Source organism: Pontibacter silvestris (genome assembly GCF_020907275.1).
Taxonomy (GTDB): Bacteria; Bacteroidota; Bacteroidia; order Cytophagales; family Hymenobacteraceae; genus Pontibacter; species Pontibacter silvestris.
Genome location: NZ_JAJJWI010000010.1, coordinates 13290 through 30698 on the forward strand (window position 1 = coordinate 13290; position 17409 = coordinate 30698).

General features: G+C 42.1%; 21 protein-coding genes. 6 read left to right on the top strand and 15 right to left on the bottom strand.

The window, feature by feature from the left end; genetic code table 11:
- Positions 1-153: 153 nt before the first annotated feature.
- The 3 genes from LN995_RS10650 to LN995_RS10660 form a co-directional block, all read right to left on the bottom strand.
- On the bottom strand, positions 154-1455 hold the full coding sequence (locus LN995_RS10650) for an ammonium transporter (protein WP_229961050.1): 1302 nt from the start codon (positions 1453-1455) through the stop codon (positions 154-156).
- 65 nt (positions 1456-1520) lie between these two features.
- Entirely contained in the window at positions 1521-1859 is a 339-nt protein-coding gene (locus LN995_RS10655) for a P-II family nitrogen regulator (RefSeq protein ID WP_229961051.1), read from the bottom strand.
- A gap of 586 nt (positions 1860-2445) precedes the next feature.
- On the bottom strand, positions 2446-3489 hold the full coding sequence (locus LN995_RS10660; RefSeq protein WP_229961052.1) for a threonine aldolase family protein: 1044 nt from the start codon (positions 3487-3489) through the stop codon (positions 2446-2448).
- A gap of 78 nt (positions 3490-3567) precedes the next feature.
- Between LN995_RS10660 and LN995_RS10665 the strand changes: the two genes are divergently transcribed.
- Complete coding sequence (locus LN995_RS10665; protein WP_229961188.1) at positions 3568-3777, top strand: hypothetical protein; 210 nt, start codon at positions 3568-3570, stop codon at positions 3775-3777.
- A 113-nt stretch (positions 3778-3890) separates the two neighbouring features.
- Here the strand turns inward: LN995_RS10665 and LN995_RS10670 are convergent, their stop codons facing one another.
- Complete coding sequence (locus LN995_RS10670) at positions 3891-4388, bottom strand: metallophosphoesterase family protein (RefSeq protein WP_229961053.1); 498 nt, start codon at positions 4386-4388, stop codon at positions 3891-3893.
- Between the two features lie 388 nt (positions 4389-4776).
- Entirely contained in the window at positions 4777-5415 is a 639-nt protein-coding gene (gene pyrE / locus LN995_RS10675; RefSeq protein ID WP_229961181.1) for an orotate phosphoribosyltransferase, read from the bottom strand.
- Between the two features lie 107 nt (positions 5416-5522).
- Between pyrE and LN995_RS10680 the strand changes: the two genes are divergently transcribed.
- Entirely contained in the window at positions 5523-6203 is a 681-nt protein-coding gene (locus LN995_RS10680) for an NUDIX hydrolase (RefSeq protein ID WP_229961054.1), read from the top strand.
- On the opposite strand, the gene coaD is transcribed toward LN995_RS10680, so the two are convergent.
- The 3 genes from coaD to LN995_RS10695 form a co-directional block, all read right to left on the bottom strand.
- The gene (coaD, locus tag LN995_RS10685) at positions 6157-6636 is read right to left on the bottom strand and encodes a pantetheine-phosphate adenylyltransferase (RefSeq protein ID WP_229961055.1); all 480 of its coding nucleotides are present in this window, start codon (positions 6634-6636) and stop codon (positions 6157-6159) included. The two genes, LN995_RS10680 and coaD, sit on opposite strands and share 47 nt — an antisense overlap.
- A 5-nt stretch (positions 6637-6641) precedes the next feature.
- Positions 6642-7529 carry a DUF3822 family protein gene (locus tag LN995_RS10690; RefSeq protein ID WP_229961056.1) on the bottom strand — a complete coding sequence of 296 codons (888 nt, stop codon included), beginning with the start codon at positions 7527-7529 and terminating at the stop codon, positions 6642-6644.
- 93 nt (positions 7530-7622) lie between these two features.
- Positions 7623-8108, bottom strand: a complete 486-nt coding sequence (locus LN995_RS10695; RefSeq protein WP_229961057.1) for an NUDIX domain-containing protein — start codon at positions 8106-8108, stop codon at positions 7623-7625.
- Between the two features lie 46 nt (positions 8109-8154).
- On the opposite strand from LN995_RS10695, the gene LN995_RS10700 reads away from it, so the two are divergent.
- From LN995_RS10700 to LN995_RS10715, 4 genes are all read left to right on the top strand, one after another.
- Positions 8155-8589, top strand: a complete 435-nt coding sequence (locus LN995_RS10700; RefSeq protein ID WP_229961058.1) for a PaaI family thioesterase — start codon at positions 8155-8157, stop codon at positions 8587-8589.
- 347 nt (positions 8590-8936) lie between these two features.
- Positions 8937-10343 (top strand): ATP-dependent DNA helicase, encoded by a 1407-nt coding sequence (locus LN995_RS10705; protein ID WP_229961059.1) that lies wholly within the window; start codon positions 8937-8939, stop codon positions 10341-10343.
- Positions 10344-10420: 77 nt separating this feature from the next.
- On the top strand, positions 10421-10861 hold the full coding sequence (locus LN995_RS10710; protein ID WP_229961060.1) for a DUF1573 domain-containing protein: 441 nt from the start codon (positions 10421-10423) through the stop codon (positions 10859-10861).
- A gap of 397 nt (positions 10862-11258) precedes the next feature.
- Positions 11259-11648 (top strand): hypothetical protein, encoded by a 390-nt coding sequence (locus LN995_RS10715; protein WP_229961061.1) that lies wholly within the window; start codon positions 11259-11261, stop codon positions 11646-11648.
- A 44-nt stretch (positions 11649-11692) separates the two neighbouring features.
- Here LN995_RS10715 and LN995_RS10720 read toward each other — a convergent pair whose 3' ends face one another.
- From LN995_RS10720 to LN995_RS10750, 7 genes are all read right to left on the bottom strand, one after another.
- Complete coding sequence (locus LN995_RS10720; protein WP_229961062.1) at positions 11693-12070, bottom strand: DUF423 domain-containing protein; 378 nt, start codon at positions 12068-12070, stop codon at positions 11693-11695.
- 115 nt (positions 12071-12185) lie between these two features.
- Positions 12186-13097: a glycerophosphodiester phosphodiesterase family protein gene (locus LN995_RS10725; RefSeq protein ID WP_229961063.1), complete on the bottom strand. Its 912-nt coding sequence runs from the start codon at positions 13095-13097 to the stop codon at positions 12186-12188.
- Positions 13098-13275: 178 nt separating this feature from the next.
- Positions 13276-13728 carry a DUF2750 domain-containing protein gene (locus tag LN995_RS10730; RefSeq protein WP_229961064.1) on the bottom strand — a complete coding sequence of 151 codons (453 nt, stop codon included), beginning with the start codon at positions 13726-13728 and terminating at the stop codon, positions 13276-13278.
- 76 nt (positions 13729-13804) lie between these two features.
- Positions 13805-14488, bottom strand: coding sequence for a YggS family pyridoxal phosphate-dependent enzyme (locus LN995_RS10735; protein ID WP_229961065.1), 684 nt, complete (start codon positions 14486-14488; stop codon positions 13805-13807).
- A gap of 102 nt (positions 14489-14590) precedes the next feature.
- Positions 14591-15640 carry a vWA domain-containing protein gene (locus tag LN995_RS10740; protein ID WP_229961066.1) on the bottom strand — a complete coding sequence of 350 codons (1050 nt, stop codon included), beginning with the start codon at positions 15638-15640 and terminating at the stop codon, positions 14591-14593.
- Complete coding sequence (locus LN995_RS10745) at positions 15624-16535, bottom strand: hypothetical protein (RefSeq protein WP_229961067.1); 912 nt, start codon at positions 16533-16535, stop codon at positions 15624-15626. The genes LN995_RS10740 and LN995_RS10745 overlap by 17 nt, the downstream gene beginning before the upstream one ends.
- Positions 16528-17409, bottom strand: coding sequence for a DUF58 domain-containing protein (locus LN995_RS10750; RefSeq protein WP_229961068.1), 882 nt, complete (start codon positions 17407-17409; stop codon positions 16528-16530). The genes LN995_RS10745 and LN995_RS10750 overlap by 8 nt, the downstream gene beginning before the upstream one ends.

The window sequence follows — 17409 nt, forward strand, 5'->3', positions numbered from 1 at the left end:
TAAGCAGGTTTATAGACAAGGAGACCTTGTTTATACAGAAGGAAAGGGAGCAGTTATGGTTTCAATATCTTTATAAAAAACAAGTGGTACTGGAGCAATACAGTACCACTTGTTTTTTATAAATACATCCCAAAGATGTGGACCTATGGAGAATTAACTTGAAACTGTAGTCTTTACTTTACTCTCTTCAGCAATTATTGCTTCTTGTTCCTGACTAAGGTCAAAGCCAGAGCCATTAATGTCAGGATAGGCATGCATGCTGTGCTCATGTATGTCAAGCCCTTCGACTTCCTCTTTTCTGGATACCCGGATACCCATGGTCATTTTTAAGGCATACCACACTACAAAGGCAAATATAAAGCTGAAAGCACCTACTGTCCCAACGCCTATAAGCTGGCTGATAAGCTGATCTACACCAGCTAAAGTACCGAAAAGGCCTACAGCAAGGGTGCCCCAGATTCCACATAACAAGTGTACAGAAAGAGCCCCAACAGGATCATCAATTTTTAGTCGATCAAATATAACAACGCCAAAAACAACTAGTGCACCAGCTATCAACCCAATTACAACAGAGTCTGTTACCCCCATCTGGTCAGCACCTGCAGTAATGCCTACCAGACCAGCAAGAATACCGTTCAATACCATCGTAATGTCGCTTGATCTGAACATAAAAAGAGATACAATACAACCACCTATGGCACCTGCTGCTGCGGCAAGGCTGGTCATAACCAATACTCTGGATACAGCGCCTGGATCAGCAGAAAGTACAGATCCACCGTTAAAGCCAAACCAGCCTAACCAAAGTATGAAAACACCTATAGTAGCAAGCGGGATGCTGTGGCCAGGAATAGGCTTGATTTTGCCGTCCACGTATTTACCAATTCTCGGTCCTAGCAACAAAATGCCTGCCAATGCACCCCAGCCCCCCACAGAGTGAACAATGGTGGAACCGGCAAAATCATAGAAAGGAACTGCTAACGTATTTAGGAAGCCGCCTCCCCATTTCCACATCCCCACAATGGGATAACAAAGGCCAACAAATAAAACAGAGAAGATCATGAAGCTTTCCAACTTCATGCGCTCTGCCACTGCGCCAGAAACGATTGTTGCTGCTGTTGCGGCAAACATGCCCTGGAATAAAAAGTCAGTCCAGAAAGTATAGCCTTCGTTGTAGGCTGAGGTTTCGCCACCTTCCGGAAGCGAAACACCGAAACCAGAGAAGCCAAAGAAGCTACCGGCAAAACTTTCACCTGGGTACATCATAGAGAATCCCCATAGTGTATAGGTGATCAGCCCGATAGGAGGAACCATGCTGTTTTTGAAAAGGATGTTCACCGTGTTCTTTGATCTGGTAAGGCCTGTTTCCAGTGTGGCAAAGCCCAAGTGCATGACAAATACCAGGAAGATGGAAACCATCATCCAGACATTGTTTACAACGAACATTTCTTGTGACATGGATTTAAAAGTTTAGTTAAAAGATTGATGTTAGATTAAGTCGTTTTAAGGTGATGCTGGTGGTGTTAAAGGGCTAGTTCACCAACTTCTCCATTGCGGATGCGGATAACAGACTCTACATCCATGATAAAAATTTTACCATCGCCCACTTTGCCGGTGTTGGCAACCCGTAATATGGTAGAAACAACATCTTTCGCATGATCTTCTGTTACTACTAACTCTATCTTGGTTCTGGGAATGAAGCCTACATTATAAGTTGCACCCCGATAAGTTTGGGAAGAACTGTGCTCAAGGCCAAAGCCTTTAACTTCATAAGTTGACATGAAAGGGATACCAATCTCAGTTAATGCTTCATAAACATCTTCAAATTTGGATGTTCTGATGATCGCTTCAATCTTTTTCATAAGGTAGAATTAACATTACATGCCGTTTTTGCAAGGGTGTTTTGAAATTATTATACTAAATTACTGTTTTGACCTATTTAAACAATAGGGTGTGTTTAATTTTTTGTTATAAATATAAGATAAGGGTGTTTTTTTTCAGGAGGGTATTTAAAACTCGTGGTTGGTATTTTTGCGTTATAGCTTAAGGGAATGTTTTGTCTTTAGGTTATTTGCCACTGTACTTTTAGAGTTTCAGGCTTTACATATCTTGCTTCAGCTTTAGTGACTATTTATGAAACTAATCTGTTTCAGCTGTGTAGTTGTATAATACAGCATGCAGGTTTTTTAAACCTACTCCGCTCTTTTTGGTAGAGGTGTAGCCTCTGTACTTTTATATAAATAAGAGGAGAGATGAGTAATGATTTGTGCTCTCAGTTCAAACCTGAAGCAGTTATGACTTTAGAAAAGTAGTGGCTTGTTGTATAGTAGCAAAATCCGTAAAAGCCATTAGCTTTTATTCCGCTACATATGCATGTAACTGTTGCTTAACGGACAAAAAAATAGCGCGGACTTATAATCCGCGCTATAAGATGCTACTAAACTAGAGCTAAACTGTAACAGCTTGCTTGTTCAGGGACTTTAAAACCTGTATAACATGGTTCATCATTTCATCTGTTATATCCAGGTGTGTCACGAAACGGATCATTTGAGGACCGAAACTGCTAGCCCTGATGTTTTCATTGGCCAATGCCTGCACAAAAGCAGCATCTGTGTACATGCTGTTAAGCTTAAAAATGACAATGTTAGTTTCAACAGGCAACACACTTTCCACATAATTCGACTGCAACAGTATTTCTTCAAAGGCCTTCGCTTTACGATGATCTTCCTGTAAACGCTCCACATGGTTATCTAGAGCATAATTGCAAGCTGCAGCAAGATACCCTGCCTGGCGCATGCCGCCACCTAATACCTTTCGTATTCTACGCGATCTAGATATAAACTCTCTGCTACCCAACAACACCGAACCAACTGGTGCCCCTAAGCCTTTGGAGATGCAGATGGAGATGCTGTCGAAGTACTTTCCATAGTCCACAGGATTTTCGTTTGCAGCTACCAATGCATTGAACACACGGGCACCATCCAGGTGTAAAGCCAGGTTATGACGCTGACATACTTCGGCAATAGCGGCTATTTCATTTAATGTATAAAAAGAGCCTCCTCCTTTGTTACATGTATTTTCCAAAGCCACGAGCTTTGTCTCAGGAAAATGTATGTTGTTGAGTGGGCGAATATAATACTCAACCTGAGCAGGTTTCATTTTGCCACGCTCACCCTGTACAAGAGCTACTGAGGCAGATGAATTGAAAGCAATGCCACCTCCTTCATATTGGTAAATGTGAGCTGTCTGGTCACAGATGACCTCTGTTAAAGGTTCCGTATGGGCTTTAATGGCTATTTGGTTCGTCATAGTGCCGGAAGGGCAGAAGAGGCCAGCCTCTAACCCAAACATGGCTGCAGCTTTTGCTTCCAGAGCATTTACAGTTGGGTCTTCCTGATACACATCGTCGCCAACTATAGCTGCAAACATGTATTCTTTCATTTCTGGAGTAGGTTTTGTAACGGTGTCGCTACGCAGGTCTGTTATCAGCATATATAAATTGATTCAGTAAACACTTTACTTTGTAAAAATAATAACTTACTTTTGCCGTTCAAATTAATTATTGCAACGATGGGAGTTACTAGATTAAAAAGAAAAGACCGTAGGAATAAAGCAAGAGCTAACAACAAGCAAGCTAGAATTAAGCAACTGTTGTCTACACCAGTTATCAAGAATGTTGACATGGATGAGCTGAGAGCACAATTCGGCGAAGCTCCAAAAAACAAAGTAGGAGCTACTGAGGCTCCAGCTGGGCAAAGCGAAGAAACTTCAGCTGAGTAATTTCTTATTACGGATAAGTAAGACCATCTGCCTGCCGCTGCTATTCCAGCAATGGCGGCGGCTTACTGGAAAGATATCAAGAGTGCGCCTGACTACGGGTTTGGCGCACTTTTTTATGCTCTTTTGCCTAACTCTATCACCTGTAGGTCCTTCACCTGCCCCGCATCAATAACAAATCTTACCATGGTTCTGATCTTATGAAAGCCATGCTTACCTGCAGCACCTGGGTTTATGTGCAACAGGTTGTTCAGGCTTTTATCTGTTATAACTTTAAGAATATGAGAGTGGCCTGTTAAGAACAGCTGAGGTGGGTTTTCTTTTATCATCTCTCTTACATCAGGATGGTATTTCCCTGGATACCCTCCAATGTGCGTCATCAGAACGTCCAGTCCATTTGCCTCAAAGCGGAGTACCTTCGGGTACAGCTGCCGGATATCCTGCCCGTCTATGTTTCCGTAAACGCCTCGCAATGGCGCTATCTCACTAAGTTTTTCTGATACTTCCACAGAGCCAAAGTCGCCGATATGCCATATTTCATCGCTGTCTTCCAAAAGTCGCAGTATCTGATCATCTATATAACTATGTGTATCGGAAAGGAGGCCAATCTTCATTTTAAGTTTAAAGGTTAAGTGTGTAAAGCTATACTTGGTTTTAGATAGGGAGTTGCAAAAGTGTAGCATTGCGTGAATAGTAAAGTTTTCAGAGATAGTTCTGGCATTGCTAACATGGTTACAGTTTACCTAATGGCTTCTGTTTTACTATTCCAGAGAAACAAGCAATATGCTGTTCGCTCCAAGGCTGCATGTATTTTTTTTTACGTGATGCTCCTTAGTTGTATCTACCTTGCCAGCTGTTAAATAAGGTTACCACCAGAACATCTGCAAGGCAGAACCCGGAAGAACTGGAAGAGTTTCTATCTTTTAAGAAAGAATAAATAGGAGGGGAATAAACATTAGAAAATGTTTATTCCCCTCCTATTTATAATTCACAATTTATATTTTAAAGACCCCATTTGTCTGGTGATTGTCTCCACTGAGCCAGTGTTTCCATAGCGGATTCAGGAATGTAGCCTTGTGCAGCGGCTGCTTCTGTCAGTGAATTATAATTACTCAGGCAATAAAGGGGGATTCCTGCATTACGAAAGTTTTCTTCAGCTATGGCAAAGCCATAAGCAAAGATTGCTACCATGCCCACTACCTCGCCTCCGGCAGCTTTTACTGCTTCAGCGGCTTTCAGAGAACTGCCACCAGTGGAGATAAGATCTTCCACCATGACCACTTTCTGACCTTTCTGCATGCGGCCTTCTATCTGATTGCCCATTCCGTGCTTCTTAGGTTCAGGACGTACATATAAAAAAGGCATGTCTAATAAATCAGCCACAAGGGCACCTTGTGCAATACCTGCGGTGGCTACGCCTGCAATGGCATCCGCCTCGGCATAATGCTGCTTAACAAGCTCTGCCAGTTGCTGTTTTATGTAACTGCGGATGTGCGGGAAAGATAATGTTACGCGGTTATCGCAGTAAATAGGGGAGTTCCAACCGGAGCTCCACTTATACGGTTGTGCAGGGCTTAACTTTACGGCCTCTGTTTCTAACAAATAAGAGGCAACTTTATGTGCTGTGTTCGTAGAATCCATGAGCGAATTTACATAAATATTCATCGTTTTTATGTCGCCTTGTTTTCTTTAAACAGATTTCTTTATTGCTTTGTAAAATTTTGATTCCATCAAAAGCTCCAAATCACATGAACGTTTTTATTAACGATATCCCCCTTATACTGAAAAAAGCCGGTCAGAAGGTCTATAAACATGAGTATGACCTTATTCTGAAGGCTTCCGAGCAGTTCACCTCAAAGGATCTGATAGGGGATGTACTGATCAAAGATGCAGATAATGCACTTATCGATAGGCTTGTGCGGCTGATGGAGGTGAAGAAACTAAAAAAGCTGAAGTCACTTACGCTCATTACTGAGAAGAAGCAGAAGCTGACAGAATACTTGAAAGATCAGTTTAAGATAATAAAGGCAGCCGGTGGTTTAGTGATAAAAGATGGAAAGATATTGATGATTTACCGCCTTGGCACCTGGGACCTGCCAAAAGGAAAGCTTGAAAAGAAAGAAGATGTGGAGAGTGGTGCCTTGCGTGAGGTAGAGGAGGAGTGTAATATACAGGTAGAAATTATTGATAAGCTGCCTAAGACATGGCACTCTTATGCCTACAAAGGGAAAAAGATACTAAAAAGAACGTCCTGGTTTGTAATGAACTGCACCGACGATAGCTTAATGAAACCACAGGCGGAGGAGTTTATAGAGGAGGTGCGCTGGATGACACCTGAGGAGGTAATGGAAGTGCTGCCGAAGGCTTACACTTCCATCGCCTTCATTGTAAGACACTATCTCCAATCTCTGAAATCGGGAAAGGTATAAACTCATCCACATTGCCGCCAAACTTATGTATCTCTCTGATGATGGAGGAGTTGATAGCTGCGAGTCTTGGCGAAGTGATCAGGAAAACTGTTTCCAGATTATTAAACACATGGCGGTTAGCTTGCGCAATAGTGTTTTCGTACTCAAAGTCAGTTGTGTTTCGCAGGCCGCGCAATAAAAAATTAGCGTTTGTCTCACGTGCAAACTCAGCTGTGAGCCCCTTGTAAGACTGCACTGTTATAGTGGGATGATCTTTAAATAAATTAGAGATTATCTCTACCATGCGCTCTACAGGAATGTAGCGCTGTTTACTGCTGTTGTTTCCTACAGCTATGATCAGCTCATCAAAAAGCTTGGCACCTCGCATAACCACATCATGATGGCCGTTGGTGAAAGGGTCGAAGGAGCCTGGGAACAAGGCAATTCTTTTCATGTGGTTTATTCGCAAAAATGAAGGCTATATAATTCAAAATAACGGTACTCGAACAGGTCGTCGAACTTATAGCTGTAAGCTACATCAGCAGGTTTCCTGCCGAAACGCACCTGCCGGATATATTTTTGCAGAATGTTAAACAGCGAAGAATCATGGGTAATATCGCCCCAGACAGTTATTGTTTCTGTTTCAGGGTTTAGTTTTTGTTCCTGCATAACAAACACCACGAAGTAGATAAAGTCCTCCGGGCTTAAATAATGGAAGATATTACAGAACTCCAGACCGCTTTGGCTGACTACCAGCATTGTAACATAATTACGTTGTACATAAGCGTAAAGGCAACGCTCATTTTTTCGCCCTGCCTGGTGTAGCACGCTTTGAATGAGTGCACTGGTAAGGTGTACCAATTGTACAGGGCGTTCGGGAAAAATGTTGTCTACTGTTTGCTGTAGTATCATGTCAATAGCAAAAATATTTACTGCTTCCAGGTTGTTGTGCCTGTACGAAAACACCAGGTTTTCCTGCATATTAAGGTCGCTGTGCAGGCGCAGGTAGTCTGTTTTGTGGGTAGGGTCGTAAAGCGTTTCAGGTATCAGTGTAAAGTGCTGATTGCTGTAAGACACACGGATAGCATTCCAGCCCTGTTCCTGCAATAGTGGGTTTTCAGCAGTTATTAACTGCAACTGCTCTGCTATCTGCTGTGGTGTAAAAACAGACAGCAGTTCATAGTCTTCCAGCACAACGAATTTATTGCGATCAGTATTCACTACTGCTATCCGGATAGACCTGGGGCTAATAGTGAGGTATAAATTACAATAAGAAGACTGCGTTATTTTAAACGCTTCATCTTTAATCTTGTGTGAAAGCCGGAAGTGTGTGCTGGTGGTGTTCAATGTATAAATTAGCTAAATAGCAGTTCCTTTTTCAGTTTGGTCTGTACTTCTGCAAGTATATAAAATTTATAGCAAAAGGCAGCACTATAGCAGCTAGGGTAAAAAGTTGTTGTCGAGGCCCAGCAGGTCGTCCAGCGAGAAGAGGTGGTGTAGTATATGATGCTTATTTTGCCTTTCAATTTTCCTTATTTCATCTAGTGTCAGGTACTGAACATGTTCAATGAGTTGATTGTCAGGAGGTAGTTCTGGGTCAAAACCTGTTGCCACTCTTTCTCCTTTTGTTCTTACTTCAAAAAACATCTCCACGGCATGTAGAGGCTCTTCCATAAACTCATTTAAGAACAGAAACCTGCTAACATCAATCTCAAGCCTTGTTTCTTCAAGAAACTCCCGCTTCAGGCAATCTTTAATGCTTTCGCCGTAGTTAAGCCCTCCTCCAGGCGGTGCCCAGAAAGCGGTGTTGTTTACAGTTTGCTGATGTTGTACCAGTAGGAGTTTGTTATTTTTAATACAAATGCCGCACACGCGCACTCTAAGTTTGTGAGCATAACCGGCAGCGTTAGGGTTTAAGTTGTTCATGTTTGGGAACTATGGGTATAGGTGGTACTTTTGCACCATGATTACAATGGAAAATAAAACTACTGATTTTGCAACTAGCGTTCGCAAGAAATTCGAAAGCCAGGGCTACACAAAGCTTTTAGGCTTTAACGTAACAAGCATAAGCGATGGCGAAGTAGAAATAGAACTACACTTGAACAAGAGCCACATGCAGCACCATGGTTCTGCACATGGCGGTTTAATTGCTTCTATGGCTGATACTGTGGCTGGTTTTGCCGCCATAAGCGTGGTGCCGGAAGATCATTATGTGGTTACTGCCGAGATAAAAGTGTCTTATTTTTCACCTGGCATAGGTGATAAACTTGTGGCTAAAGGTTATGTAATAAAGAGAGGTAGGAAGCTTAACTTCTGTGAGGCTGAGATTTATGCTGTTAAAGGAGATGAGGACCCAAAGCTTATAGCAAAAGCTTCTGCTACAATGGCTACTATAACTCCTAAGTAACCCTTTGTCAGGTTATGAGCTTTTGATTGAATTACTGTGGGGCCTCCAAAGAGAAGGAGGATGTTTCTGTTACAGTAAGCCAGGTTTCTTCGAAGAAGAAAGTTTGAACGCCTTCGAGTATAACCTGGCTTACTGTATTTAAGGAGCTGACTAAACTCCTTGGTTAAAGGTTGGGTTGATTAGCTGTAACCGAAACAATATTATTCATAATCACCACAATTATGAATGGCAGGAAGGAGCTAAGATGGTTACTTTTTTGTTGATACAATGTTGTTTGGCTTGAATTCAGCAAAAATCTGTTAAGCTCAACAACATAATTCACAACCCTTAATTATAAATCCAAAATAGTGCGTCCTGTAGAAGCTTTAAGAAACAATTTTCCATTTGAACCTACCGAAGATCAGGCCAGGCTCTTTAGTAAACTAGATGATTTTATTGCACAGAAACAGGAAGAACGCCAAGTCTTTTTGCTGAAAGGCTATGCCGGTACGGGTAAAACAACGGTAGTAACATCTTTAGTAAAGATACTAAACAGCTTTGGCTACAAATATGTGTTGCTGGCACCTACGGGCAGGGCAGCTAAAGTAATGTCGTCTTATAGTGGCAAGCCTGCACTAACTATACATAAGAAAATATACCGGCAAACAGCTAATCCGTATTCCGAGGGACTCTCTTTTACACGCCAGCCGAATAAGCTCGATAATACGATTTACATAGTAGACGAGTCGTCTATGATATCAGATGATAGTGGCTTTGGGCAAAACGGCTTGCTGCAGGATTTATTAGGCTATGTGTTTGAGAAAAAGAACAACAAGCTTTTGCTTATAGGTGATACGGCGCAGCTCCCCCCGGTGAGCCAGGCAGTAAGCCCTTCTCTAGATGCCGGATACCTGAAGCATAACTTCCGATGCTATGTGCAGGAAATTGAAATGAAGCAGGTCATGCGGCAGGCAGAGGAGTCAGGTATCCTGATGAATGCGACAAACCTGCGAAACCAGCTGGGCAGCCAGCAACTGGATATAAAATTATTTACTAAAGGCTGGCGCGATATTTTCAAAATGACAGGTGAGAAGCTGGAAGATGGCTTACGCTATGCTTATGACAAGTTCGGCGTAGAAAACAGCATTGTTATTTGCCGGTCTAATAAAGTGGCAAATATGTATAACCAGCACATCCGCAGAAGCATTTTTTTTGCCGAAGATGAGATTGGAGTAGGGGACTACCTGATGATTGTGCGTAATAACTATTTCTGGCTTCCCAAAGATTCTGATATTGGCTTTATGGCAAATGGTGACTTTGTAGAAATAACGAAGATTATCCGTTACGAAGACATGTATGGTTTTCGATTTGCTGATGTGCGCATACGATTTGTAGATTATCCGGATGCAGAGGAGCAGGAAGTGAAGATTATGTTGGATACCTTGTATACAGATGCCCCTGCTTTACCTACAGAGCAAAATAAAAAGCTCTACGAAGAGGTGCTGCAGGATTATCAGGATATAAAAACAAAGCGCGAGCGCAGTAAAGAACTGAAAAAGAACCCGTACCTGAATGCACTGCAGGTAAAGTTTGCCTATGCATTAACCTGCCATAAAGCACAGGGCGGGCAGTGGCAGGCCGTGTTTGTTGACCAGGGATTTTTAAAAGATGATATGGTAAATGAAGAATTTGCCCGTTGGCTCTACACAGCTTTAACACGTTCATCAGAAGAGTTGTTCTTACTGAACTTTAATCCACAATTATTGGTTAGCTGACAGACGAAACTAGTATATTGCATCGTTTAAATCAAAAAAGTGTATATTAGCGTAAGCAACTGAAAAACCATAACCTTATGAAGAAGTTTATCTTATCCATGGCTATTGCTGCCGTTGCTGCAGGTGGTGCTATGGCACAAACTCAGCCTAAACAAGCTACTGAGCAGACTCAGAAAAAAGAGGGTCCGGCTATTTCTTTTGAAGAATCGGAGCACAACTTTGGAGATATCACCCAGGGTGATGTTGTGGAGCACACTTTCAAATTTACTAATACTGGTACGCAGCCATTAGTAATTGAGCGTGTGTCTGTAACATGTGGCTGTACTACTCCAAACTGGACTAAAGAGCCTGTAATGCCAGGAAAGACCGGTTTTGTGACTGCTAAATTTAATAGCGCAGGTAAAATGGGACAGCAGAAAAAAGCTATCACTGTTCACTCTAATGCTGCTGATGGGGCTGCTTACGTGTACATTGTAACAAACATCAACGCTAAATCAACTGCAAGCGCAAATAAATAAGCTGCTTAGTAAGTAGATACCTAATAAAGAACAGAAAGCCCTCCGGTAGAGACCGGAGGGCTTTCTGTTCTTTATTAGGTATGGCAACCTGTTTACTCGACCAGTTTTATGAAAATGTTTATAGCAATACAGTGATTTGGTGTTTGTTAATTTCTGTGTATTTTAAATATAAGTATAGGTGGTTAATAGGTTAGCCTATAGTAAGATACAAAAATGAAGAAGCAGATACTCTTATTTCTTGGGATCGTTTGTTTTTTCTTTCAAACTGCTTTTTCACAGAAGCTGGGGGAGGAACATAAACATGAGATCTGTGCCGGGTATGGTGTGCTTTCTTTACAGGTAATAGGTAACTATTTTGGCAACTTCTTTATCGAGTTTTTTAGGAACCGGGCAGGATATGAGTTCTGCAGGTCCTGTTATGCTAGGCTACAATTATGGGGCGGGCAAAAGAATCTCAGTAGGTGTTACAGGATCTTATACTACCTTTTCGGCACGATTCAAGGAAAGTGGAGATTTAGATTTTAGTAACAGGTACTTTACATTAATTCCCAGAGTAGATTATCATTGGGCTAAGCGGGATAATGTAGATGTGTACTCGGGATTAGGTTTTGGTGCCAGCTTGTTGCATACACATTATAACGAAGGCAGAACAAACGCACAAAGCATAGGAGCGGCAATACAGGTAAATTGTGTGGGTATTCGTGTAGGCAAAAAAGTCGGAGGCTTTTTGGAGATGGGCTTTGGTTTTAATGGCTTAGTTAATGGAGGAATAAATACACGGTTTTAAAAGAGAAGAGCATCCTTCATAAAGATGCTCTTCTCTTTTATTAGTTATAGTGCTTTAGAAACAGCGTAAAACAAGGCTCCCCAACCAACAATCAGCAAAGTGCCGCCTATTGGCGTTATAGCGCCCAACCAGGTTATACCAGTCATGCATAAGGTGTAAAGTGAGCCTGAAAAAACAAGAATACCCAAAAAGAAGCACCAGGCAGCTACCTGTAAAGCAGGCTGTTCCACTTTAAAAAGAAGCAACCCTACAGCCAGCAGTGCCAAAGTGTGGTACATCTGGTATTTTACGGCAGTTTCGTAGGTTTCCATGCGGCCACTTGCCTGCAACAAAGGTCCGAGTGCGTGGGCTCCGAATGCTCCGAATACTACACTTAAGGCACCAAGTAAACTTGCAGTAAGAAGTATGATTTTTTGAGACACGGCAGTATTATTATGAATTAATGATATGTTCCTAAGTACAAGCAAAGGTACAACAGCCAAGATTAAAACGGCATTACAATCACAACTAATAATTCAACATCCGTTGCCTTGAAGCCTATAACTTTTTAAACAAGTTTGGGTAATCAGATATAATTCCATCCACTCCTAACTGCTTTAGCCTCTTCATTTCTTCCAGATCGTTTACTGTCCAAGGAACGACTTTTATCCCTTTGTCGTGGCACTTTTTTAGGAGATCTGCATTTACCAGTTTATAGTATGGGCTGTAAACTGTAGGGGTGAAGCCAAGCTTTTGCAGATTAGCTTCCAGACTGTTTGTGTTCTCAACCAATAAAGAAGACTTTATACCCGGATAGCGTTTGTGTAATTCCTGTAGTGTACGTGGGTCGAACGACTGAATGATAACATAGGGAGTGACATTCTTTTGTTCTACTACATCCATTACCTGTTTCACATATGCATTTGGTGCCGGATGAAACTTGCCATCGCCGGTGGGCTTTGATTTTGTTTCGATATTGTAAAAAGGCTGTGGTAGGTTATGTTCTTTTATATAAGCCTGGGCAGAATCTATTACCTCCGACAGAAGGGGCTTATAAGCCTTTAGCTTTTGCTGTTGAGGAAAGTTATTGTAGGGTTTAGAACCAACATCGAACTTCTGGATGTCACTGTAGTTCATCTGGTACAGCACATACTTCTCCTTATCAGCCTTAGGTATTTCATCGCCTGTTGGGGTAAGGGAATATGCCCTGTTTATGTACGGATCGTGCGATAGAATTACCTGGCCATCTTTTGTAACATGGGCATCCATCTCTAAGGTGGTAACACCTAGTTCCAGTGCCTTACGCATAGCAGGAACTGTGTTTTCAGGCATCAAGCCCCGGGCACCACGGTGTCCTTCTGTATCAAAGGCTGGTAAATCCACAGGTTTTGGGAGAGGTGTTTCTTTAGGAAAAGTATAAGCTGTTGTCAGAAACAAAGCTGCAAATGAGTACTTCAAAAAAGGGTGCATAGTTAAAACTGTTCATGATTGCTTAAAATTAGTTATTTGAGGTTAAGCAGACTTTCAAATCAAGAATCTTAACAATTTCTTTACCGCACATCATAATATGCTTTACCCGATGGAAACTACAAGCTCAGGCTATTGCTAACAATGGCCTGAGCTAAAAATAAGTGGAGAAAATAAAGTCTTATTCTTCTTCTCCATTCAGAGCATCAAAAATCTGTTGTTTAAAGTCTTTCAGGTTGTCGTACCGGGTCAGGTCTATGGGTTTGCCTTTTGCTTCTAACTGTTCTGCTATAGCCAAGGCTACTTCTAGTGGCTCCACTTCTCTGCCCAATAGGTCTGCATTCCAGTCCGGGCCAAGAAGAAGACTATCGGCATACATGCCTACGCACCAGTTTTCCAGAAACTCTACCAAGCTAATAGATTCTGTTTCGTAGTCAGCCCAGTCATCTTCAGCACATGCCGCAGCGCCAGCCTCCTCAGACCAGAATAAAATAACTTCTGTTTCTTCATACTCATTAGAGTTAGAAGTTGCCCAGGCATCGTCTTGGGATAGACCCCACACAATGCCAGAATCAACAACTCGCTCTATAAATGTCTGATACTTGTCCTCGTTTGCTGTTGTTTTCTGCTGCATTGTTTCAATAGTTTTTATAGGTTATAAATATGGTACGAATTCCATAAAATGACGATTGCAAAATCATCTTTCTGCTTTATTTGCTGTAGTCACGGGCTCCGAAAATGCCGCTGCCAACTCTAATCATGGTGCTTCCTTCCTCAATGGCTAGTTCCCAATCTGATGTCATGCCCATGGATATTTCCTGAAAATCAGGATTGGCAAAAAAGAATGTCTCTTTTAGTTGTTCAAAACACTCCCGTAGGTAGCGAAACTCCTTGCGAAGTTTATTGATGTCTTCTGTGTTTGTCGCAATTCCCATTACGCCAGTAATTCGGATGTAGTTCATATTACGGTACTCTTCAGACTGAAGCAACGCTACAGCCTCGTCGTATGACATACCGAATTTGGTATCCTCATCAGCAATAGAAATCTGTAGCATGCAGTTGATAGGAGAGGTACGGTTCAGTTGCTCTGAACGCTTATTTATCTCTTTCAGAAGTTTCAGGCTGTCTACTGACTGAATGGTGTCTACAAAAGGGGCTATATACTTTACTTTATTTGTTTGCAGGTGACCGATTAAGTGCCAGTTTATATCATGAGGGAGGTGTTCATACTTCTCCATGAGTTCCTGTACTTTATTCTCTCCGAACAGGCGCTGACCAGCTTCATAAGCTTCTTTTATGTTCTCTACAGGATGCGTTTTGGAAACAGCCACCAGGCGGCAGTCAGTGGCTTTGAGCTTTTCGTCGAAGTAGCGGATGTTGTTCGATATAGACATTATGAATTATTCTTCTTTTGATTATCAGCTTAATTTAAAATATTTTAGAACCATTTCTTACTGCTGAACTGGTTTTCCTTACAAACATATAGAAGTATTCCATTAGTCTTCCAGCACATTGGTTATAAAAGTATTTTTCAGGAACATCCAGATTAAGAGCAGAAAAATAGCCCATTTCAAGTATACCTGGTAATAGTCGCGGGTGTCGCGGAAGCGCTTTTCTGTGATTTCGGTTCTCTCTAATTTATTAATGTTCTGGAAAACAGCCTGTAAGGCATCTCTGGTATCGGCCCGGTAAAAGTTTCCTGTGCCAATATTAGCTATTTCACGCAGGCTACTCTCATCAAGGTTAGTCTCGACTAGTATTGTTTTACCTGTTTCATCAGTGTAAGGTACCTGCCCGTCTTTACCGATACCAATGGTATAAAGTTTTATGTTATAGCCATAGGCTAAACGGGCAGCCATTACAGGATCCAGATTACCGGCTGTGTTTTCTCCGTCGCTGATAAGTATGATAACTTTGCTTTTTGCCTTAGAGTCTCGCATGCGGTTTATGCCTACGGCCAATGCACTGCCTATGGCTGTTCCGTCGTTAGGTATCATTCCAAACTCTATAGAGTTTATGCTTTCGCGCAATAGCTTGTAATCAGTAGTGAGGGGAGCCAGAGAGTAAGCATCCCCTGCAAAAATAACTAAGCCAATTCTATCCTGTACACGGCCTTTGATAAAGTCTTTAGCAACTTCTTTAGCAACATGCAGGCGGTTTGGCTTAAAATCCTGCAGCTCCATGGAACTCGAAACGTCCAACACCAGCATAATATCTATTCCTTCTGCTGTTTGTTCCACCTGTTCGTTTACCCGCTGTGGCCTTGCCAGTGCTACAAGAATCAGCATTATAAAGAGAATGAAAATTACGTTGGGTATATGACGAAACAGGCTGCTCCACTGAAACCTTATGCTACCCTCAAACATGGCCACATTTAGCTTGTTACGGGAGTTAAGGGTAAACAGAAACTTAAGCAGAAATAGCAGTGGTGCGACCGGTAAGGCATACAGCACCAAGGGGTAGACCCAGTCAAAGGACATCAGGGTGCTATAGCTAAACCACTCCAGGTTCAGCCAGTCCCACATGCCATCACTTATTTTTAGCATTTTTTGTTAACTCACGATGCGTTTTATAACGGCGTTTGGCAAAGCGGCGCAACATGCTCAGGGCTTTTCTTGTTTCAGGGTCTGTTTCTGAGAGCAGGTTGCCATATATGGCCCTGTCACAAAGCCTAAGAGAGGTATTTACCTCTTCGTCGTCGTTATAGTATTCTACAATTTCTTTAGTGGTGAAGGAGTTAATGGCGCTTCGCTCCAGCCTTGTCAGATAGTTTTTCCAGAGCGCTACGGCTTTCTCCATACTCTGTGCTGAACCTGATTTTACAAAACGGTCTACATGAGAAGCATAGCGGGAGACAAAGTACAGGTGGTCCTTACGCAGCCGGTATAAATTGTATTTGATCCGGATGGCCTGCCCGAAAATAAACCATATCAGGGCCAGGAAAGCCAGACCAGCCACTATCCATAGTAAGAGGTAAGGCCAGTTAAAGCGCTCTTCTACCTGTACTAAACCTGTTTGAGCTTTTACTAAAAGCGGCTCCTGCACATTGCTTACCAACTGATGTAGTATTATTCGGTTTGTGTCTGAGGAAACCGTTAATGTATCTTGCTGCTGCAGCACATACACAGGAACAGATAAAAACTGCACTGCCTGCGTTTCAAATGTTCTTAAAATATAAACAGCGCTATCGGTACTAATGCCTGCCTTGGTAACAGTAGGATAGAAGTATTTGCTTACCAGTTCGAAAGGAGCAAAGCTGTAGTTGGAGTCTGGTAAAATAACCTCCTGTGCAGCCGGGTGATGATGCACCAATCTATACTCTATCAGTTCCCCCAGTTTAACGGAGTCTTTGCCAAAGTTTCCTAAAGGTTTAAGTACCTGTTGCCCCGATGCCATCCACGGCAGGAAGCACAAAACGATGAACAGGATATAATTACGCACTCTTTTTAGTTGTCTTGTTGCGAAGCCTGAACAGGTTTACCAGTTGCAGTACATAGTCTTCATTTGTTTGTATAGCCAAGTAGTTAGCTTGGTATTTCTGGCAGATGCGAACGACCTTTTCCTGGTTCTCTGAATACTGCGCAAAATACTTTTTCTGAAACTCCTCGCCAGAGGTGTTGAGCCAGATCGTTTTGCCGGTTTCTTTGTCCAATACCGGCACGATGCCTAAGCCAGGCAGCTTTCGCTCCCGCATATCAAGCAGTTGAATTACAATAAGGTCATGCCGCTTGGCAAGTGTAGACAGTTCCTTTTCATAATTCACATCAATAAAGTCTGAGATCAACAGTATAATGCTTCGCCTTTTGATAATATCCAGGGTCAGCTTTATACCAGAAGCGAGATTTGTTTTACTGGACTTAGGCTCTAATTCGTTCAGCGCTTTTATAATTGTATAAGCCTGTTCAATGCCTTTAGAAGGCTTTATGTATTTTTCCTTTTGATCGGAGAAACAGACAATGCCAATTTGGCTTTGCTGCCTAGCTGCTGATAATGCCAGCACGCCACAAATCTCTTTGCCTACATCTAATTTTTGCTGCTTACCTGTGCCGATAGTCTGGGAACCGCTTACATCTAGCATCAGAAATACCGACTGCTCTTTTTCCTCTCGATAGGTTTTAACAAATGTACCATGTCCTTTGGCCGATACGTTCCAGTCTATAGAACGCACATCATCGCCATACTGGTATGCACGTACATCATCAAACTCCAGCCCTGTACCTTTAAACACAGAGTGGAAGTCGCCCTGCATTTGCGAGGTAACAGCTTTTCTAATTCTTATCTCGTACTTTCGCAGCTTTTGAACAAGCTCTTTCAT